This window comes from Streptomyces sp. NPDC050658, from assembly GCF_044457025.1.
Taxonomy (GTDB): domain Bacteria; phylum Actinomycetota; class Actinomycetes; order Streptomycetales; family Streptomycetaceae; genus Streptomyces.
Map to the genome: position 1 here is coordinate 295,370 of NZ_JBITGM010000006.1, position 18,961 is coordinate 314,330.

The window sequence follows — 18,961 nt, forward strand, 5'->3', positions numbered from 1 at the left end:
CCACGACCAGAAACGACGGCGAGGACTGATGGCACAGACGCAGCGCGCTCAGGGCCCGTCCGACCCCGAGGCGACTGGCGGCGGTATGTCAGACGCGCCGGAGATGTGGGGTAATGGCGGACTTGTCGGGGACGGCAGGTACCGGCTGACCCGCAGACTCGGCCGTGGCGGCATGGCCGAGGTGTTCGCGGCCGAGGACGTACGTCTCGGCCGTACGGTCGCCGTGAAGCTGCTCCGCTCCGACCTCGCCGAGGACCCGGTCTCCAAGGCCCGCTTCACACGCGAGGCGCAGTCGGTGGCGGGGCTCAACCATCACGCCGTGGTCGCCGTGTACGACTCCGGTGAAGACGTCGTCGGGCCGAACGTCGTCCCGTACATCGTCATGGAGATCGTCGAGGGCCGGACGATCCGCGATCTGCTGATCAACGCGGAGGCGCCGGGTCCGGAGCAGGCCCTGATCATCGTGTCGGGTGTCCTGGAGGCCCTGGCCTACTCGCACCAGCACGGCATCGTGCACCGCGACATCAAGCCCGCGAACGTGATCATCACCAACACCGGCGCGGTGAAGGTGATGGACTTCGGCATCGCGCGCGCCCTGCACGGCGCCCAGTCGACGATGACCCAGACCGGCATGGTCATGGGCACGCCCCAGTACCTCTCCCCGGAGCAGGCGCTCGGCAAGGCCGTCGACCACCGCTCCGACCTGTACGCGACCGGCTGTCTGCTCTACGAGCTGCTCGCCCTTCGTCCCCCGTTCACCGGTGAGACGCCGCTCTCCGTGGTCTACCAGCACGTCCAGGACATCCCCGTGCCGCCGTCCGAGGCCTCGGACGCGGCGCCGCCGGAGCTGGACGGGCTCGTCATGCGCTCGCTCGCCAAGGACCCGGACGACCGGTTCCAGACGGCCGAGGAGATGCGCGGCCTGGTCCAGTACGGGCTGCAGATGCTGGGCGAGCAGGGCAGCCACACCGGGACCTGGAACACCGGTCCCGTCGATGTCGCGGGCATGCACGAGGGCGGCAACACCCCGGCGATGGGCGTCGCGGGCACCACCGCGATGCAGCACCCCGGGGACTCCGGGACCGCGCAGATCCCGGGCCCGATGCTGCGTCCGCCGGGCGGTGACGACGGCGGCTTCGACGGCGGTCACCGGGACGGGAACGGCCGGGGCGGCCGCGGCAAGATGTGGATCTTCGCCGTGCTCGCGGTCATCGCGATCGCCGTGGGTGTCACGTACGCGCTGACGGCCGGCGACGGGAAGACGAAGGACAAGGACACCCCGACGAAGGCGCCGACGAAGCAGTCGGAGTCGAAGGAGCCGAGCAAGAGCCCGGACGAGGAGACGTCGGACGAGGAGACGCTGCCGGGCGACAGCACGGGCGGCACGGGCGACTACACGCCCCCCTCGACGCCCACCGCCGACCCGTCGACCCCGACGACGCCCACCGAGACCGAGCCGACGGAGCCCACGGGCGAGCCGACCGACGAACCGACGGGCGAGCCGACCGACGAGCCCACCGAGCCGACGGACGACCCGACCGAGCCGACGGACGACCCGACGCCGCCGACGGGCGGCGCCGACGGGGGCGTGGACGGCGGCGTGGACGGCTGATCGCCGAGCCGGCACAGAGCAGACAGCACGCGCGCGTAGGGCCCTTCCGGGCTCCACGCGCGCGTGCTGCGTTTTCTGGCTTCTCGGGTACGCGGTTTCTCGGGTACGCGGCTACTTGTGTACGCGGCTTCTCGTGTACGTCGATGCCGCCCCGCCCGGCTACAGCAGCCGCTGCAGCTCCCGGTCCCGTCCGCCGTGCAGCGTGTGCACGGTGGCCAGCTGGGGCTCTATGCGGAGGTAGACCGGGTCGTAGAGCTCGCCGTCCACGTAGTGCGGCCCCGGACCGAAGAGTTCGAGCTCGGCGGTGGTCGGCTCGACGGCCTCGCAGACGCCGACGAACTGCACGGTCCACTGCCCCGCGCGGGTGCTCGCCGAGTTGAGGTTGTCCGCTCCGTAGGCGACGACACTGCCGATGCAGGCCTGGTGGTAGCCGTATCCCTTGTGCATCCGCAGCAGAATGCGGCCGTCCACGACGATGTGGCGGGCCGCGGCGAGGAAGGGCAGTGCGCGCATGCTCGTCGCCACCCGGCCGTAGTCGGTACGGCCGAGCAGCTCGAAGGCGAGCCGTTCGTCCTGTTCGTCCTGTTCGTCGGTGGGCATGGCATCCACCATCGGGCACGGGCGGGGTGCCCGGACAGAGGACCCCGCCCTTAGGGAAACGGGACGTAAGTCCCTACGCGGCACTTGGGAACGCGGCAGTCGGGAACGCGGCACTCAAGGAACGCGGCAGTCGGGGGCGCGGCACTCAAGGAACACGGCACTCACAGCACCAGCACCGTCTTCCCCCGCGCCCCGCCGCCCCGCGCCTTGGCGATCGCCCGCGGCGCGCGCTCCAGCGGCACCTCCGCCTCGATCGGGACCTTGAGCACGCCCTTGACGGCCGCGGCGGCCAGGATGTCGAGGAGTTCGGAGCTGGCGGCGAGGTCGAAGTCGACGGCCTCGACCCCGGCCGGCGCCCGCTCCGGGGCGGCGGCGCCGCGCGTGCTGAGGGCGACGCCGCCGTCCCTGGCCAGGACGGCGTACGCGGTGAAGGACTCCGGGTCGCCGGAGACCAGGTCGACCACGGCGTCCACGCCCTCCGGATACTCGTCGTGGACCGCGGCGGCCAGGTCCCGCGAGGTGCTGTCGATGGTCACGGCGGCCCCGAGCGCGCCCATCCGGTGCTTCTCCTCGCCCCGCACGGCCGCGAGGACCCGCACGTCACGGGCGGCCGCGAGCTGCGTCAGCTGGGTGCCCACGCCGCCCGTCGCGCCCACGACGAGCAGGCTCTGGCACTCGCGCACGCCCGCGGTCTGAAGGATCTGCGCCGCCGTCATCCCGGCGGTCGGCAGCACGGCCGCGCTCTCCAGGCTCAGCCCCGCGGGGACGGCGGAGATCACCGAGTCCTGCGGAATCGTCACGTACTCCGCATAGCTCCCCGCACCGATCGGCGGCCGCGAGGCCTGCCCGAAGACGGCGTCACCGACCGCGAAACGCTCCGTTCCGGTGCCCAGCGCCGCCACCCGGCCCGCGAAGTCCACGCCCATGACCAGCGGGAAGACATGCGGCACCCGGCCGTCCAGGAAGCCTTCGGTGACCTGCCAGTCGAAGGGGTTCAGCGAGGCGTAGTCGATCCTGACCAGCACCTCGCCCGGACCCGGGGTCGGATCAGGCAGCTCCATCAGCTCGGGCTCGCCCTTGAACGCCTTGACCGCGACGGCTCGCATGGGGGATCGCCCTCCGGGTGCGGGGTGGGTCAGTGCTGCCGCTCGGCCTGCATCCGCGCCACATACGCGGCCGCCTGCGAGCGGCGCTCCATGCCCAGCTTGGAGAGCAGGCTGGAGACGTAATTCTTGATCGTCTTCTCGGCGAGATGCAGCCGCTCGCCGATCGCGCGGTTGGTCATGCCCTCGCCGATCAGGTCGAGGATCTTCCGCTCCTGCTCGGTCAGGTTCGCGAGCCGGTCGTCGCCCTTGGAGTTGTTCCCGTCGCGCAGCCGCTCCAGGACGCGGGCGGTGGCGACCGGGTCGAGCAGGGACTTTCCGGCGGCCACGTCCCGTACGGCGGTGAGCAGCTCATTGCCGCGAATGGCCTTCAGGACATAGCCGGAGGCGCCCGCCATGATCGCGTCGAAGAGGGCCTCGTCATCGGCGAACGAGGTGAGCATCAGGCATTTGATGTCCTCGTTCTGCGAACGGATCTCACGGCAGACCTCGACTCCGCTGCCGTCCGGAAGTCGTACGTCGAGAACGGCCACATCGGGTCGTGTGGCCGGAATCCGGACCAGGGCGTCGGCCGCCGTGCCCGCCTCGCCGACGACCTCGATATCGGACTCCACGGAGAGCAGCTCATGGACTCCACGCCGGACCACTTCGTGATCGTCGAGGAGGAATACCGTAATTTTTCCGTCTTCGCGCACGGTGTCAGTCTCACACACGATCTCTTCGGGTGCCCGAGCTGAACTCTTCCCGTACTCGGGGTGGCCGGGATAACGTGCCGGTGTTCCGGCCCCCTGCCAGGCTGTGATCAGTGCTGTGACCAGGAAGTGTTCCCGTCTTTCTCGATTTACTCGGAAATCCAAGCAGTCGGATACTTGGAAATCCAAGCAAATTCGCAGGTCAGATGGGGTTTCACAGAAATGGGAGGCACTGGGTAACGTGCATTGTGCAGGGCGCTCGCCGGGGCACCTGTCACGCCTGTTCCCGGCCGAGTCGTACCCACCCCGTGCGCGGGCACGGATCAGGCGAGCCGCACTGGCTTACCCGGTAATCCCGGGGGCCGGACCGACGGAGGAGCACACGTGACCGTGGAGAGCACCGCCGCGCGCACACCGCGCCGCAGCAGTACGAGCGGCGGGAAGCGCGCCAGCGCCAAGAAGGCCGCGCCGAAGCCGAAGAAGGGCACGGAGCCCGAGCTCGTACAGCTGCTGACCCCTGAGGGCAAGAGGGTCAAGAACGCCGAGTACGACCGGTACGTCGCCGGCATCACCGCCGAGGAACTGCGCGGGCTCTACCGCGACATGGTCCTCACCCGCCGCTTCGACGCCGAGGCCACATCCCTGCAGCGCCAGGGCGAGCTGGGCCTGTGGGCCTCGCTGCTCGGCCAGGAGGCAGCCCAGATCGGTTCGGGCCGGGCCACCCGTGACGACGACTACGTCTTCCCGACCTACCGCGAGCACGGCGTCGCCTGGTGCCGCGGGGTCGACCCGACCAATCTGCTCGGCATGTTCCGCGGCGTGAACAACGGCGGCTGGGACCCGAACAGCAACAACTTCCACCTCTACACGATCGTCATCGGCTCGCAGACCCTGCACGCCACCGGCTACGCGATGGGCGTGGCCAAGGACGGCGCGGACTCGGCCGTGATCGCGTACTTCGGGGACGGCGCCTCCAGCCAGGGCGACGTGGCCGAGTCGTTCACCTTCTCCGCGGTCTACAACGCGCCTGTCGTGTTCTTCTGCCAGAACAACCAGTGGGCGATCTCCGAGCCCACCGAGAAGCAGACCCGAGTCCCGCTCTACCAGCGCGCCCAGGGCTTCGGCTTCCCTGGTGTCCGGGTGGACGGCAACGACGTGCTCGCCGTGCTCGCGGTCACCAAGTGGGCCCTGGAGCGGGCCCGTACGGGCGAGGGACCGGCGCTGATCGAGGCGTTCACCTACCGCATGGGCGCGCACACCACGTCCGACGACCCGACCAAGTACCGCCGCGACGAGGAGCGCGAGGCCTGGGAGGCGAAGGACCCGATCCTGCGCCTGCGGACCTACCTGGAGTCCGAAGGTCACGCTGATGAGGGATTCTTCGCGGAACTCGAGGCGGAGAGCGAGGCGTTGGGAAAGCGAGTGCGAGAGGTGGTGCGGGCGATGCCGGATCCGGATCTGATGGCGATCTTCGAGAACGCGTACGCGGACGGGCACGCGCTCGTCGACGAGGAGCGCGCGCAGTTCGCCGCCTACCAGGCGTCGTTCGCGGACGAGGGCGGTAAGTGACCATGGGCGTACAGAAACTTCCGCTGGCCAGGGCGATCAACGAATCGCTGCGCACGGCGCTCGACACGGACCCCAAGGTCCTCATCATGGGCGAGGACGTCGGCAAGCTCGGCGGCGTCTTCCGTGTGACGGACGGACTGCAGAAGGACTTCGGCGAGGAGCGGGTCATCGACACCCCGCTCGCCGAGTCCGGCATCGTCGGCACGGCGATCGGTCTCGCCCTGCGGGGTTACCGCCCCGTGGTGGAGATCCAGTTCGACGGCTTCGTCTTCCCCGCGTACGACCAGATCGTCACGCAGCTCGCGAAGATGCACGCCCGCGCGCTCGGCAAGATCAAGATGCCGGTCGTCGTCCGCATTCCGTACGGCGGCGGCATCGGCGCGGTCGAGCACCACAGCGAGTCGCCCGAGGCGCTCTTCGCGCATGTGGCGGGCCTCAAGGTCGTCTCGCCGTCCAACTCGTCGGACGCCTACTGGATGATGCAGCAGGCCATCCAGAGCGACGACCCGGTGATCTTCTTCGAGCCGAAGCGGCGTTACTGGGACAAGGGCGAGGTCGACACCGACGCCATTCCCGGGCCCCTGCACAAGGCCGTTGTGGCCCGTGAGGGCACCGACCTGACGCTCGCGGCGTACGGCCCGATGGTGAAGGTCTGCCTGGAGGCGGCCGCCGCCGCGGCCGAGGAGGGCAAGTCCCTGGAGGTCCTCGACCTGCGCTCCATGTCGCCGATCGACTTCGACTCGGTGCAGGCCTCGGTGGAGAAGACCCGTCGCCTCGTCGTCGTGCACGAGGCCCCGGTCTTCCTCGGCACGGGCGCGGAGATCGCGGCCCGCATCACCGAGCGGTGCTTCTACCACCTGGAGGCGCCCGTGCTGCGGGTCGGCGGCTATCACGCCCCGTACCCGCCGGCGCGTCTTGAGGAGGAGTACCTGCCGGGCCTCGACCGCGTGCTCGACTCCGTCGACCGCTCGCTGGCGTACTGAGGGAGAGGGTCGTGACGACGATGACAGACACCGCTCTTGCCGAGTTCAAGATGCCCGACGTGGGCGAGGGGCTCACCGAGGCGGAGATCCTCAAGTGGTTCGTGGCGCCGGGCGACACCGTCACCGACGGCCAGGTCGTGTGCGAGGTCGAGACGGCCAAGGCCGCCGTCGAACTGCCGATTCCGTTCAACGGTATCGTGCGGGAACTGCGCTTCCCCGAGGGCACCACGGTGGACGTCGGCCAGGTGATCATCGCGGTCGACGTGTCGGGCGGTGCCGCTCCGGCAGCCCCCGCCGAGACCGCCGCGCCCGCGCAGGCCGCCGCTCCGGCAGCCCCGGCTCCGACTCCGGCTCCGGCCGAGGAGGCTGCCCCCGAGGGCCGCCAGCCCGTGCTCGTGGGCTACGGAGTGGCCGAGTCCTCCACCAAGCGGCGTGCCCGCAAGGCGTCCGTGCCGGAGCAGGCCGAGGAAGCGCCCGCCGGTACGTACTACGCGGCGGCCGTACAGGCCGAGTTGAACGGCACGAGCACGAGTGCCCGGCCAGTCGCCGACCGGCCGCTGGCCAAGCCCCCCGTGCGCAAGCTCGCCAAGGACCTCGGCGTGGACCTCACGACGGTCATGCCGTCCGGTCCCGACGGGATCATCACCCGGGAGGACGTGCACGCGGCGGCGGCCCCGGCCCCGGCCGCGGCGCCCGCCCCCCGGGTGACCGAGGCCCCCGCGCCCGCCCCGGCGGCCCCCGCGCCCGTGGTCTCCGCGGACGCCCGCGAGACCCGCATCCCCGTGAAGGGCGTCCGCAAGGCCACCGCCCAGGCGATGGTCGGCTCGGCGTTCACGGCGCCGCACGTCACGGAGTTCGTGACGGTGGACGTGACGCGGACGATGAAGCTGGTCGAGGAGCTGAAGCAGGACAAGGCCTTCGCGGGCCTGCGGGTCAACCCGCTGCTGCTGATCTCCAAGGCGCTGCTCGTGGCGATCCGCCGCAACCCGGACGTCAACGCGGCCTGGGACGAGGCGAATCAGGAGATCGTCCAGAAGCACTATGTGAACCTGGGCATCGCCGCCGCGACCCCGCGCGGTCTGATCGTGCCGAACATCAAGGACGCGCACGCCAAGACCCTGCCGGAACTGGCCGAGTCCCTCGGCGAGTTGGTCTCCACGGCACGCGACGGCAAGACCTCGCCCGCCGCGATGCAGGGCGGCACGGTCACGATCACGAACGTCGGCGTCTTCGGCGTCGACACGGGCACGCCGATCCTGAACCCGGGCGAGTCCGCGATCCTCGCGGTCGGCGCGATCAAGCTCCAGCCCTGGGTCCACAAGGGCAAGGTCAAGCCGCGTCAGGTGACGACGCTGGCGCTCTCCTTCGACCACCGTCTGGTCGACGGTGAGCTGGGCTCCAAGGTCCTCGCCGACGTGGCGGCGATCCTGGAGCAGCCGAAGCGCCTGATGACCTGGGCCTAGCGGCAGGCTTACGGACACGGACACGGACACGGACACGGACACGCCGACGGGGCCCCGCCACACACCAGTGGCGGGGCCCCGTCGGCGTACCGCGAAGGACTACCGCTTGAAGCCGTAGTCCATCAGCTTCTTCGCGTCCGTCGTCCGGTTGGCCGCGGAGGACGAGGTGAGGACCGTGCCGATGACCGTCTTGCCGTTCCGGGTCGCGGCGAAGACCAGGCAGTACTTGGCCTGCGGGCCCGAGCCGGTCTTCACGCCGATCGTGCCGCTGTAGCTGCCGAGCAGGTTGTTGGTGTTGCTCCACGACATGTAGCGGTAGCCGCCGCTCTTCGTCGTGACCTTCTGCTTCGTCGACTTCGTCTTCACGACCGTACGGAACGTGGAGCTCTTCATCGCGCTGCTCGCGAGCTTGGTCAGATCGCGGGGCGTGGAGTAGTTGCCCGCGCCGCCGATGCCGTCGAACGAGTCGAAGTGAGTGTTGGTCAGGCCGAGGCTCTTGGCCTGCGCGTTCATCTTCCCGATGAAGGACTTCACGCGGGCCGAGCGGGTGGAGCCCTTGCCGAACTTGTCGGCCAGCGCGTACGCCGCGTCGCAGCCGGACGGCAGCATCAGGCCGTACAGGAGCTGGCGGACGGTGACCTTGTCGCCGACGATCAGCCGGGCCGACGAGGCGGTGTTCTTGACGATGTAGTCGCTGTAGGCCTTCTGGATCGTGACCTTGGAGTCGAGGTTCAGGTTCGGCTGCGAGAGCACCACCTTGGCGGTCATGATCTTGGTGGTGGACCCGGTGGACCGACGGGTGTCGGCGGCCTTGGTGAAGAGGGTCTTGCCCGAGCCGTTGTTCATCACATAGCCGCCCTTGGCGGCGATCGACGGCTTCGGCGGCGCGGCGGCGTGGGCCGGGGTGGTGAGGGCTCCGCCCGCGAGAACGGCGCCTGCGGTGACGAGTACGGCCGATACGCGACGCATGCCCTTGGCGGGGTGAATGCCCTTGATGGGACGAATGCCCGTAGTGGGGGTGTTCAAGTTCTGTGCTCCAAATGCCCCTGGAATGCGGCTACATGAGGGTGCCGCTCGACAGTGAGACGCACGAAGTGTGCCGATGGATGTGCCCACGGGAGGGTGATGTCCGGATCGTGGAATGGACGGACTCATGCGTACGTGTTGTATCTATGCTGTGCGCATGCCAGCAGCCCCAGCCGTGCCCACCGCCTCCGACGCCTCCGAGGCCCCTGCCGTCAAGCCACCGCCCGCCGCCGAGCGCGTCTACGCGCACGTCAAGCAGGCCGTACTGGACCGCCGCTACGAGGGCGGCACGCTGCTCACCGAGGGCGAGCTGGCCGAGGCCGTCGGGGTGTCCCGCACCCCCGTGCGCGAGGCCCTGCTGAAGCTGGAGGTCGAGGGCCTGCTGCGGCTCTACCCCAAGAAGGGCGCGCTGGTCCTGCCGGTCTCCGCGCAGGAGATCGCCGACGTCGTCGAGACGCGGCTCCTGGTGGAGACGCACTCGGTGCGCAAGGCGGTACCGCCGCCCGCGGGGCTGCTCGCCCGCCTTTCGGAGCTGCTCGACCAGCAGCGGCAGCAGGCCGCCGCCGGGGACTTCTCGGCCGCCGCCGTGACGGACCGGTGCTTTCACGCGGAGATCGTCCGCAGCGGCGGGAACGAGATCCTTTCCCGGCTGTACGACCAGCTTCGGGACCGGCAGCTGCGGATGGGGGTCGCGGTGATGCACTCCCACCCCGACCGCATCGCCAAGACCCTCGCCGAGCACGAGGAGATCCTCGACGCGCTGCGGGCCGCCGACGCGGAGGCCGCGGAGCGTGTCGTGACCCGGCACGTCGGCTGGTTCCAGAACCTGGCGCGGGGCGAGGTCCGATGAGTTCCGGTTCAGCTTCAGGCTCAGGCTCCGCCCCCGTCTCCCTCCCCGGCGATCCGCCCGGCGGACGCAAGGCCGTCCTCGTCTGGTCCATCGGCGTCGCCGTCTACTTCGTCGCCGTCATCTTCCGGACCTCGCTCGGTGTCGCCGGACTCGACGCCGCCGACCGCTTCCACGTCAACGCGTCGGCGCTCTCGACCTTCTCGATCCTCCAGCTGCTCGTGTACGCGGGCATGCAGATACCCGTCGGCCTGCTGGTCGACCGGCTCGGCACCAAGAAGGTGCTGACCATCGGCGTGGTCCTCTTCACGCTCGGACAGCTGGGCTTCGCCTTCTCCCCCTCGTACGCGATGGCCCTCGCCTCCCGTGCCCTGCTCGGCTGCGGTGACGCGATGACCTTCATCAGCGTGCTGCGGCTCGGCACCCGCTGGTTCCCGGCCCGGCGTGGCCCGCTGGTCGCCCAGCTCGCGGGGCTCGTCGGCATGGCGGGCAACCTGGTCTCGACCCTCGTCCTGGCCCGGCTGCTGCACTCCGTCGGCTGGACCGCGGCCTTCGCCGGCAGCGCGCTGTGCGGAGTCGTCGTCCTCGTGCTCCTGACGCTGTTCCTCAAGGACCACCCCGAGGGCCATGAGCCGGAGCCGGTGCGGCACACCGGGGCGGGGTTCGTGCGCAAGCAGATCGCGCTGAGCTGGCGCGAGCCCGGCACCCGGCTCGGGCTCTGGGTGCACTTCACCACGCAGTTCCCCGCGATGGTCTTCCTGCTGCTGTGGGGCCTGCCGTTCCTCGTCGAGGCGCAGGGGCTCTCGCGCGCCACCGCCGGGGCGCTGCTCACCCTCGTCGTGCTGTCCAACATGGTGATCGGCCTGGTCTACGGGCAGATCGTCGCCCGGCACCACGCGGCCCGCACACCGCTGGCGATCGGCACGGTCGCGGCGACGGCCGTGATGTGGGCGGCCACGATCACTTATCCGGGTGACCACGCGCCGATGTGGCTGCTGATCGTGCTCTGCGCCGTGCTCGGCGCCTGCGGTCCCGCCTCGATGATCGGCTTCGACTTCGCACGGCCCGCGAACCCGCCGGAGCGGCAGGGCACGGCCTCCGGCATCGTCAACATGGGCGGCTTCGTCGCCTCCATGACGACGCTGCTGGCCGTCGGCATCCTGCTCGACGCGACCGGCGACAACTACCGGATCGCCTTCTCCGCCGTCTTCGTCCTGGAGGCGCTCGGCCTGAGCCAGATCCTGCGGCTGCGGACGCGGGCGGCGCGCAGGGAGAAGGAGCGGCTCGTGGCCAGCAGGGTCGAGGCAGTGCACGTCCCGGCCTGACCGGGGTCCTTCACCGCCGCTCCCGCCGCGTACGTCTTCGCGGGAGCGGCGTACAGCTGCCTACGGCGTGACGGCGAACTCCCGCAGTATCGCCTCGCCCAGCTCGTGATCGCCCTCGACCTTGACCCGGTCGGCCACGGCGGCGTACGAGACGCGGCCGCAGGCCAGGCGGAAGTACGTCTCCCAGTCCAGGCTCAGCGTGGCGAGCGGGCCCAGCGAGGGGGCGTTGTCGACCGTGGCGTGGCCCTCGGCGTCGACGCGGACGGTGCGCAGGAACTCGACGGGACCGCTCACGTCGAAGACGACCGCCGAATTCGCGGGCGCGCCCGCCTTCTTGGCGACGACCTTGGGCAGCCCGTGAAGGAGCAGGTCGCGGGCGACGAGCGCGCCGGGCGAGTCCAGGTTGCCGGGCTTCTTCAGCGTCGTACGCAGATCCTGCTCATGCACCCAGACGTCGAACGCGCGCATCCGCGTGGCCAGTTCGAGGGTCTGCTCGGTGCCGAGCGGGCCGCGGATCTTGGTGTCGGGCTCGCGCGACTCGTTCCGCAGCTGCCGCGAGCGGCGGATGATCGTGTACTCCAGCTCGGAGGTCATCTCGGGCGCGGTGTGGTGGCGCCGGACGTCGACCTGCATCTCCATGTAGCGCTGGCCCTCGGTCTGTACGTGGTACAGGTCGCGGGGCAGCGTGTGGATCGGGCGCGGGTCGCCCAGCATCTCGCAGTCCAGGCCTATGACGTGCGAGACGATGTCCCGTACCGACCAGCCGGGGCAGGGCGTGGCCCAGTTCCACTCTCCCTCGGCGAGCGGCGACACCAGCTCGGATATCGCCGTGACTGATTGGGTCCAGGCGTCGGCGTAGTTTTGCAGGCTGGGATGGAGACTCACGGGACCCCTCGACGGTCGTACGCGGGCGGTGGGTGTCTGAGACGTTAAGTTACGCTGCCCGCAGGCACCCCGGCAGTGCTTTCGTGTGACGATCGTAGGCCTGCATTGACGGCTCGAATGCCAGGACGGTGGTAGTGTGCGCGCCTCCCTCATCCAGATCGCCGTAGACGAGGGCGAATCGGTCAATTCCCGCCGCTCGCGGGTCTCTTCACTGGTACGTGAAGTAGCCGAGCGTGAGAGGCCGGATCTCGTCGTTCTTCCCGAACTGTGGACCACGGGCGCTTTCGCGTACGAGTCGTTCGCCGCTGAGGCCGAGCCGCTCGAAGGCCCGACGTACGAGGCGATGGCGAAGGCGGCGAGCGACGCGGGCGTGTGGCTGCACGCCGGGTCCATTCCCGAGCGGGACCCCGACGGGCCGCTCTACAACACCTCGCTCGTCTTCTCCCCCGACGGTGAACTCGCCGCCGCCTACCGGAAGATCCACCGGTTCGGCTTCGACAAGGGCGAGGCGGTGATGATGGGGGCCGGCGCGGAGCTGGTGACCGTGCGGACGCCGGAAGCCGTCGTCGGGCTCGCCACCTGTTACGACCTCCGCTTCCCGGAGCTGTTCCGGGGCCTGGTGGACGCGGGCGCCGAGATGTTCGTCGTGCCCGCGGGGTGGCCCGCGCGGCGCCGCGAGCACTGGACGCTGTTCGCCCGGGCGCGCGCCGTCGAGGACCAGGTGTACGTCCTTGCCTGCGGTACGGGCGGCACGCACGCGGGGGTGCCGCAGGCGGGGCACAGTGTCGTGGTGGACCCGTGGGGCGAGGTGCTGGCAGAGGCCGGCGATGGCGAGGAGGTCCTCACCGTCTCCCTCGACCTCGGCAAGGTCGCGACCACTCGGGAGCAGTTCCCGGCACTGAAGGACCGCCTGCTCGGCGTGGACACACCACGGCGCTGAGCGGGGCGGGGGCGGCTAGTCGGCGTCCCCTCTCTCCTTCTCCGCCAGCCGGATCACGCAGACCGTCACCGCCAGCAGCAGCGCCGGGTCCGCGTCCTCTCTCACCACGTGCAGCCCGTACGTGTCGCGGACGCGGAACCAGCGGCGGGAGATGTCCGCCAGGAGTTCGCCGTCGTACTCGACGGCGAACTCGCGGTCGAGGATCTTGCCGCTGACGTCGAGTTCGGTGCCGTCGACCAGGGTCACGCGGTAGTGGTTGCGCAGGAGCGAGAGGCGTTTGCGTTTGACCGTGGCCAGCGGGGCGTCGTCCCGTTCGATCACCATCGTGTCCCGCAGGGCCAGCATCTTGGCGCGGATGTCGATGAGGACGCGGCCCTGCATGTCCTTGAGCTCGAAGGTGTCGCGCAGGCGCATCGCCTTGCCGTCGACCAGGAAGACCTTGCGGCCCTGGTCGTCCTCGATCCAGTAGTCGTCGCCGATGCCGAGCAGCCTGTCGCGTACGAGAAGTCTCATGGCGCCATGACTACCCCGCGCCGCGAACGACACAGCCGGTCCGTGCCACTTGGGGGAAGTAAGGACACGGACCGGCTGTGGGTCTTGGGGAGGCCGCCGCTACGAGAGCGCGTCCTCGCTCGTGCTCTGCCAGTAGGTGACCTGCGACGAGTCGTCGAGCAGCAGGCCCGCGGGGCCGGGGGAGTTCACCGTCGTGTGGCCGTCCGTGCCCTTGCCGTCCTCCGTGGCGAGGGTGACGTCCAGGGTCTTGGAGCGGTGCGTCTTGTCGTTGTCGCGGGACGCGAGACCGATCGAGGCGTACGCGGACCCGGCGGGAGCCACCCGGACCACCGACTGCGGGCGGGTGTTCTCGGCGACCGGGAGGTTCCTGCCCGCTGTCGGGTCGGCGACGAACGGGGCGCCGAAGACCGAGCAGCTCTTGTCGCCGTTGTTGGTGAGCTTGAGCAGGACGACCGGCGCGGAGCCGCCGCTCTCCTGAAGGACGATCTTTGTGGCGGAGAGGGTGCAGTCGTCGTCGCCCGCCGGGGCCACCGCGACCGTCGAACCGCCGCCGCTCTTCCCCTCCCCGGCCCCGCCGCCGCTCGTTCCCTCGCCGGTCCCGCCGCTCGTCGTACCCGCCGTGTCGGACGAGGCGCTCGACCCGGAGGCCTTGCCCTCTCCTCCGTCCCCGTCGCCGCCGCATGCCGTGAGCGAGAGCGCGAGCGCGGCGACGGCCGCGAGGGCGATGCCGGTGTTCTTGCGGGCGGTGGTACGCATGGCGTGAGTCCCCCGTGTGACGGTCGGGCCGGGCTGACATCCATGAGCCTGCCGCCCGCCCCTGCCGTTCCGCTAACTCCTGGCTAACGTTACGTTTGCGCAGTTCAAGGAGGATTTATGGGGGATCCGGGAGCTACCTGGAAGAGTCCGGGATGGAGCGGCGCAGCTCCTCCGCCCGCCGCCGGTAGTCCGCCCCGAGCTCCGGCCCTTCGAGTACGGACGCCACCTCGCCGAGCTGCGTGAGCGTCCCCGCCGTACGCGCCGGAAGGTCCTCCTCCTCGGTCACCGCGAGCGCCGTGAGCAGCGCCTCGCGCGCCTCGTGGTGCAGCCCCGCGCGGTGCAGCCCCATGCCGTACGACTCCCAGACCAGCGGCCGCCACCCGGCGGTCTCGTCCGCAGGCACCGCGTCCAGCGCGCGGGCCGCGTGCTCGGCGGCGGCGCCCGTGTCGCCGCGCGTGAGGGCGAGCTGGGCGGCGTGGTGGTGCTCCAGGACCGGCGCAGTGGCGTGGCCCGCCTCGCGTGCCGTGCGGGCGGCGGCCTCCTGGGCGCGCAGCGCGCCGTCCGCGTCGCCGCGGTGGATGCGGGAGATGCCGATGAGGACGAGGACCTGCGCGGCGAGCTCAGGAAGTCCCGCGCGGTGCAGCGGATCGAGGGACGGCTCCAGATGCCCGAGGGCCTCCTCGTGGTGCCCGGTCTCGACGAGGAGCACGCCCAGCGTGGAGTGCAGCCGTCCGACGCCCTCGTCGCTGCCCGCGCGCACGGCCGCCGCGAGGGCCCGCTCCAGCGGGGCCCGCCAGCCGAGGTGCGGGCGCCACAGGATCAGCGGCCAGATCAGTACGGCGAGCCGCCAGGCGCGGTCGTCGTCGCCGAGCCCCGTGGCGGCGGTGGCGGCCGCGAGCAGCCCGTCCTGCTCGGCGGCGAACCAGCCGCGGGCGGTGTCCCGGTCGGCGAAGCCGCGGACCGGACCCGGCCGGCAGTCGGCGGGCAGCGTGCAGTCGCGGTAGCCGGTGGTGTCGATGGCGCGGACGGCGGCGTGCACGGCCCGCAGCCAGTGGTCGACCAGGCGCAGGTCCGCGTCCGCGGGGCCTTCCAGGCTGCGGGCGTAGAGCCGTACGAGGTCATGCAGGACGTACCGCCCCGGCGCCTCCTCCTGGATCAGATGCGCGGCGGCCAGCCGGTCGAGTCCCTCGCGGGCGCCCGCGACGTCCGTCCCGGCCACGGCGGCGGCCGCGTACGCGTCCATGTCACGGGTGAACGCGCGGGCCAGCGACGCCAGCAGCCAGGCGTCGCCGTCCGGCAGCCGGCTCACCGACGTGCCGAGGGCGGCGGCGACGCCGGTGTCCTCGGCGGAGAGCAGGGCCAGGCGCTGCTGTCCGTCGGTGAGTTCGGCCGCGAGGCCGGCGACGGACCACTGGGGGCGGCTGCTGAGCCGTGCGGCGGCGATGCGCAGGGCCAGGGGCAGGCCGTCGCAGAGGCGGGCGACCTGGCGAACGGCTTCCGTGTCCGCGTCGTCGGGCCGGCCCAGGGCGCGGGCGAACAGCTCGGCGGCTTCCCGCTCGTCGAGCACGCCGAGCGGGACGGGGCGTGCGCAGTCCGAGGCGATGAGGCCGTCCAGGCGGTTGCGGCTGGTGACGACCGTGGTCACGTGCGGGGTGCCGGGGAGCAGGGGGCGGACCTGGGCGGAGTCCCGTGCGTTGTCCAGTACGACGAGGAGTTCGCGTCCGGCGACGAGCGAGCGGTAGAGGGCCGCGGCGGCTTCGGTGCCGCCGGGAATGCCCTGGGGCTGCACGCCGAGGGCCAGCAGGAACTCCCGCAGGACGCGTTCGGGGGCGGCGGGGTCGTCGCCGCTGTAGCCGCGCAGGTCCGCGAAGAGGGTGCCCTGCGGGTGGCGGTCGGCCACGCTGTGCGCCCAGTGCAGGGCGAGGGCGGTCTTGCCGACGCCTGCGGGGCCGGTGAGGAGGGCGATGGGCCCTTCGGGGCTGTCGGCCACGGCGGCTTCGAGCGCCGCCAATTGACTCTCCCGCCCGGCGAAGCCCCTGGGGGCGCGGGGGAGCAGGCGGGGTACGGGGGTTGCCCCGGGGCCCGTTTCCTCGGCACCCGGCGTCTGGGGCTGTGCCCACGCGGTCCGCCCTGCGGAACGACTGCCCACAGCGGGGGCGGCAGGGGCGGGGACAGTCGGAGCAGCCGGATCGGCAGGGGCGGGCGGCCCCGGCTTCTCGCGCTCGGTCGGCGCTGCGGGGTGAACGGGCGGGTGCGTACGAGCCGGCTTCGGGGAGGCGCCCCGGACGGGGGCCCTCATCGCCGCCGCCAGCGTCGGGTGGCTCCCCGTGTCCGGCTCTCCGTCGAGGATTTCCGCGTAGGCCCGGCGCAGCGTCTTGCCGGGGTCGACGCCCATCTCCTCCGCAAGACGCTCCCGCGTCCGGTGGAAGGTCTCCAGCGCCTCCGACTGCCGCCCGCACCGCTGCAACGCCCGCATCAGCGCGGCGACCAGCGCCTCCCGCAGGGGATGCTGCACCGACTCCGTACGCAGCAACGCCACCGCCTGGCCGTGCGCGCCGAGCCTTCCGTAGGCGTCCGCGAGCTGCTCGACGGTGACGAGGCGGCTCTCCTCCAGGCCCCGCGCGGCGGCCAGCATCGGCTCGGTCGGGACGGTGCCGGTCAGCGCGGGCCCGTTCCACAGGGCGAGCGCCTCCCGCAGCATCAGGGCCGCGTCGGCCGGGTCCTTCTGCCGCCCGGCGAGCTTGACGAGGTCCTCGAAGCGGCTGACGTCGAGCAGCGTCTCCGGGAGCTGCAGGGCATAGGCACCGCCCTGCGTGGAGAGTTCGACGCCGTACGCGTCGAGACCCGCCTCGACGAGCAGCGCGCGCAGCCGGGAGATGTGCCCCTGGATGACCGTGCGCGCGTGCACGGGGGGCTCCTCGTCCCAGAGCACCTCGGTCAGCGCGTCCACCGACACCGGCGTTCCGGCCCGCAGCAGCAGGGCGGCGAGCAGGCTGCGGCGCTTGGCGGGGCCGAGGGGGACCGTTCCGCTGCCTCCGGCGACTGTCACCGGTCCCAGCAGGCGGAACTCCACTTTGGCCTCAACTCCTTTGCCGCGCCCATGCATCGATCAGGGCTCCAGGGTATCTCCGGGGCCGGTGGGCCTGCGGTCGGCCCGTGCGGGCTTGGCCGAATCAGCCCTCCAGGAAGGCGACGAGGGCGTTGGCGAGCATGTGCGGGTCGTCCGCCCCGCACAGCTCGCGCACGCTGTGCATGGAAAGGATCGCGACGCCGATGTCGACGGTCTTGATGCCGTGCCGGGCGGCCGTGATCGGGCCGATGGTGGTGCCGCAGGGCATCGCGTTGTTCGACACGAAGCTCTGGAAGGGCACGCCGGCCTTGTCGCAGGCGGCGGCGAACACGGCGCGTCCGGAGCCGTCCGTGGCGTACCGGTTGTTGACGTTGACCTTGAGGATCGGGCCGCCGTTGGCGCGCGGGTGGTGCGTGGGGTCGTGCCGCTCGGCGTAGTTGGGGTGCACGGCGTGGCCGGTGTCGGAGGAGAGACAGACGGTCCCGGCGAAGGCCCGTGCCCGGTCCTCGTACGAACCGCCCCGCGCGAACACGGACCGTTCGAGCACGCCGCCGAGGAGCGGGCCGTCGGCGCCGGTGTCGGACTGCGAGCCGTTCTCCTCGTGGTCGAAGGCCGCGAGTACGGGGATGTAGGGCAGGGAGTCGGCGTCGTCCGCGGTGGCGACGGCGGCGAGGGCGGCCGTGCAGGCGTGCACGGAGAGCAGGTTGTCCATGCGGGGGCCTGCGATGAGGTCGCGGTCGCGGCCGAGGTAGGCGGGCGCCTCGACGGGGTGCGTCATCAGGTCCCAGCCGGTGACCTCGCCGGGCGCGAGCCCCGCCTCCTCCTCCAGGAAGGAGATCAGATCGCCTTCGCGGACGTCGTCGCCGAGTCCCCAGATGGGCTGCATGTGCTTCTGCTTGTCGAGCTTGAGGCCGTCGGCGACGACTCCGCGGTCCATGTGGATCGCCAGCTGCGGTACGCGCATCAGGGCGCGGTCGATGTTCACCAGCCGGGTGCTGCCGTCGCGCAGGGAGAGGCGGCCCGCGAGGCCGAGGTCCCTGTCCAGCCAGGAGTTGAGCAGCGGTCCGCCGTAGATCTCGACGGCGACCTGGCGCCAGCCGTGGGCGCCGCTGTCCGGCTTCGGCTTCACGCGCAGGTTCGGGGAGTCGGTGTGGGCGCCGACGATGCGGAAGGGGGTGTGCGGGGCGGCGCCCTCGGGGACGTACCAGGCGACGACGGCGCCGCCGCGCAGCACGTACTTCCCGCCGGTCTGCCCGTCCCAGGCCTCGGTCTCCTCGACCTGCCGGAAGCCGGCCTTCTCCAGCCGCTCGGCGGCCGAGGCCACCGCGTGGTACGGCGAGGGGCTGGCCGCGAGGAAGGCCAGGAGATCGTCGGAGTGGCCGCGGTCGAAGGACAGAGGCGCGCGCGCAGCGCTCTCTGCAAGGGCGGCGGCGGGAGACGGGCGGGCAGAGGTGCTCATGGCTTCCAGCGTAGCCAGCGCTGCCGCGAGCTGCGGTCGGGCTCAACCGGGAGGTTCTGTACGCGGTCGCCCCCGGCGGACAAAGCGGCGCGGCCCGCCCCCGAACGGGAGCGGGCCG

Annotated in this window: 16 protein-coding genes; 7 read left to right on the forward strand and 9 right to left on the reverse strand. The window is 71.3% G+C overall.

Features of this window, described 5'->3' with window-relative positions; all coding sequences use genetic code 11:
- The first annotated feature begins 28 nt into the window (after positions 1-28).
- Positions 29-1,612: a protein kinase gene (locus ACIBKX_RS22645; protein WP_363270254.1), complete on the forward strand. Its 1,584-nt coding sequence runs from the start codon at positions 29-31 to the stop codon at positions 1,610-1,612.
- Positions 1,613-1,771: 159 nt separating this feature from the next.
- On the opposite strand, the gene ACIBKX_RS22650 is transcribed toward ACIBKX_RS22645, so the two are convergent.
- The 3 genes from ACIBKX_RS22650 to ACIBKX_RS22660 all read right to left on the reverse strand — a co-directional run bounded on the left by ACIBKX_RS22650 (position 1,772) and on the right by ACIBKX_RS22660 (position 4,010).
- Positions 1,772-2,212: a pyridoxamine 5'-phosphate oxidase family protein gene (locus ACIBKX_RS22650; protein WP_363270253.1), complete on the reverse strand. Its 441-nt coding sequence runs from the start codon at positions 2,210-2,212 to the stop codon at positions 1,772-1,774.
- A 161-nt stretch (positions 2,213-2,373) separates the two neighbouring features.
- Positions 2,374-3,318: an NADP-dependent oxidoreductase gene (locus ACIBKX_RS22655; RefSeq protein WP_363270252.1), complete on the reverse strand. Its 945-nt coding sequence runs from the start codon at positions 3,316-3,318 to the stop codon at positions 2,374-2,376.
- Positions 3,319-3,347: 29 nt separating this feature from the next.
- Positions 3,348-4,010 carry a response regulator transcription factor gene (locus ACIBKX_RS22660; RefSeq protein ID WP_363270251.1) on the reverse strand — a complete coding sequence of 221 codons (663 nt, stop codon included), beginning with the start codon at positions 4,008-4,010 and terminating at the stop codon, positions 3,348-3,350.
- Positions 4,011-4,391: 381 nt separating this feature from the next.
- On the opposite strand from ACIBKX_RS22660, the gene pdhA reads away from it, so the two are divergent.
- Genes pdhA through ACIBKX_RS22675 form a run of 3 tightly spaced genes read left to right on the forward strand, consistent with a single transcriptional unit; the run spans position 4,392 to position 8,022 of the window.
- Positions 4,392-5,576: a pyruvate dehydrogenase (acetyl-transferring) E1 component subunit alpha gene (pdhA, locus tag ACIBKX_RS22665; protein ID WP_363270250.1), complete on the forward strand. Its 1,185-nt coding sequence runs from the start codon at positions 4,392-4,394 to the stop codon at positions 5,574-5,576.
- Positions 5,577-5,578: 2 nt separating this feature from the next.
- Complete coding sequence (locus ACIBKX_RS22670; RefSeq protein ID WP_363270249.1) at positions 5,579-6,559, forward strand: alpha-ketoacid dehydrogenase subunit beta; 981 nt, start codon at positions 5,579-5,581, stop codon at positions 6,557-6,559.
- An 11-nt stretch (positions 6,560-6,570) separates the two neighbouring features.
- Positions 6,571-8,022: a dihydrolipoamide acetyltransferase family protein gene (locus ACIBKX_RS22675; RefSeq protein WP_363270248.1), complete on the forward strand. Its 1,452-nt coding sequence runs from the start codon at positions 6,571-6,573 to the stop codon at positions 8,020-8,022.
- A 99-nt stretch (positions 8,023-8,121) separates the two neighbouring features.
- Here ACIBKX_RS22675 and ACIBKX_RS22680 read toward each other — a convergent pair whose 3' ends face one another.
- Positions 8,122-8,991: a D-alanyl-D-alanine carboxypeptidase gene (locus ACIBKX_RS22680; RefSeq protein ID WP_363270506.1), complete on the reverse strand. Its 870-nt coding sequence runs from the start codon at positions 8,989-8,991 to the stop codon at positions 8,122-8,124.
- Between the two features lie 214 nt (positions 8,992-9,205).
- Between ACIBKX_RS22680 and ACIBKX_RS22685 the strand changes: the two genes are divergently transcribed.
- Positions 9,206-9,898, forward strand: a complete 693-nt coding sequence (locus tag ACIBKX_RS22685; protein ID WP_363270246.1) for a GntR family transcriptional regulator — start codon at positions 9,206-9,208, stop codon at positions 9,896-9,898.
- Complete coding sequence (locus tag ACIBKX_RS22690) at positions 9,895-11,220, forward strand: MFS transporter (RefSeq protein WP_363270245.1); 1,326 nt, start codon at positions 9,895-9,897, stop codon at positions 11,218-11,220. The genes ACIBKX_RS22685 and ACIBKX_RS22690 overlap by 4 nt, the downstream gene beginning before the upstream one ends.
- Positions 11,221-11,280: 60 nt before the next feature.
- On the opposite strand, the gene ACIBKX_RS22695 is transcribed toward ACIBKX_RS22690, so the two are convergent.
- Positions 11,281-12,105, reverse strand: a complete 825-nt coding sequence (locus tag ACIBKX_RS22695) for a maleylpyruvate isomerase family mycothiol-dependent enzyme (protein ID WP_363270244.1) — start codon at positions 12,103-12,105, stop codon at positions 11,281-11,283.
- Between the two features lie 136 nt (positions 12,106-12,241).
- Here ACIBKX_RS22695 and ACIBKX_RS22700 point away from each other — a divergent pair, with 136 nt between their 5' ends.
- Positions 12,242-13,045 (forward strand): carbon-nitrogen family hydrolase, encoded by an 804-nt coding sequence (locus tag ACIBKX_RS22700; RefSeq protein WP_363270243.1) that lies wholly within the window; start codon positions 12,242-12,244, stop codon positions 13,043-13,045.
- A 15-nt stretch (positions 13,046-13,060) separates the two neighbouring features.
- Here ACIBKX_RS22700 and ACIBKX_RS22705 read toward each other — a convergent pair whose 3' ends face one another.
- The 4 genes from ACIBKX_RS22705 to ACIBKX_RS22720 form a co-directional block, all read right to left on the reverse strand.
- Positions 13,061-13,558, reverse strand: coding sequence for an LURP-one-related family protein (locus ACIBKX_RS22705; RefSeq protein ID WP_363270242.1), 498 nt, complete (start codon positions 13,556-13,558; stop codon positions 13,061-13,063).
- Positions 13,559-13,657: 99 nt separating this feature from the next.
- Positions 13,658-14,314: a DUF4232 domain-containing protein gene (locus tag ACIBKX_RS22710; protein ID WP_363270241.1), complete on the reverse strand. Its 657-nt coding sequence runs from the start codon at positions 14,312-14,314 to the stop codon at positions 13,658-13,660.
- A 133-nt stretch (positions 14,315-14,447) separates the two neighbouring features.
- Positions 14,448-17,387: a BTAD domain-containing putative transcriptional regulator gene (locus ACIBKX_RS22715; RefSeq protein WP_363270240.1), complete on the reverse strand. Its 2,940-nt coding sequence runs from the start codon at positions 17,385-17,387 to the stop codon at positions 14,448-14,450.
- A gap of 100 nt (positions 17,388-17,487) precedes the next feature.
- A complete protein-coding gene (locus tag ACIBKX_RS22720; RefSeq protein WP_363270239.1) occupies positions 17,488-18,843 on the reverse strand; it encodes a M18 family aminopeptidase in 1,356 nt (451 codons plus the stop codon).
- Positions 18,844-18,961: the final 118 nt, after the last annotated feature.

What these genes read in the sequence shown, in the direction of transcription:
- ACIBKX_RS22690 (WP_363270245.1), top strand. Translation starts at nt 9,895, where the DNA reads ATGAGTTCCGGTTCAGCTTCAGGCTCAGGCTCCGCCCCCGTCTCCCTC.
- ACIBKX_RS22670 (WP_363270249.1), top strand. Translation starts at nt 5,579, where the DNA reads ATGGGCGTACAGAAACTTCCGCTGGCCAGGGCGATCAACGAATCGCTG.
- ACIBKX_RS22685 (WP_363270246.1), top strand. Translation starts at nt 9,206, where the DNA reads ATGCCAGCAGCCCCAGCCGTGCCCACCGCCTCCGACGCCTCCGAGGCC.
- ACIBKX_RS22705 (WP_363270242.1), bottom strand. Translation starts at nt 13,558, where the DNA reads ATGAGACTTCTCGTACGCGACAGGCTGCTCGGCATCGGCGACGACTAC.
- ACIBKX_RS22650 (WP_363270253.1), bottom strand. Translation starts at nt 2,212, where the DNA reads ATGCCCACCGACGAACAGGACGAACAGGACGAACGGCTCGCCTTCGAG.
- ACIBKX_RS22655 (WP_363270252.1), bottom strand. Translation starts at nt 3,318, where the DNA reads ATGCGAGCCGTCGCGGTCAAGGCGTTCAAGGGCGAGCCCGAGCTGATG.
- ACIBKX_RS22680 (WP_363270506.1), bottom strand. Translation starts at nt 8,991, where the DNA reads ATGCGTCGCGTATCGGCCGTACTCGTCACCGCAGGCGCCGTTCTCGCG.
- ACIBKX_RS22710 (WP_363270241.1), bottom strand. Translation starts at nt 14,314, where the DNA reads ATGCGTACCACCGCCCGCAAGAACACCGGCATCGCCCTCGCGGCCGTC.
- ACIBKX_RS22720 (WP_363270239.1), bottom strand. Translation starts at nt 18,843, where the DNA reads ATGAGCACCTCTGCCCGCCCGTCTCCCGCCGCCGCCCTTGCAGAGAGC.
- ACIBKX_RS22645 (WP_363270254.1), top strand. Translation starts at nt 29, where the DNA reads ATGGCACAGACGCAGCGCGCTCAGGGCCCGTCCGACCCCGAGGCGACT.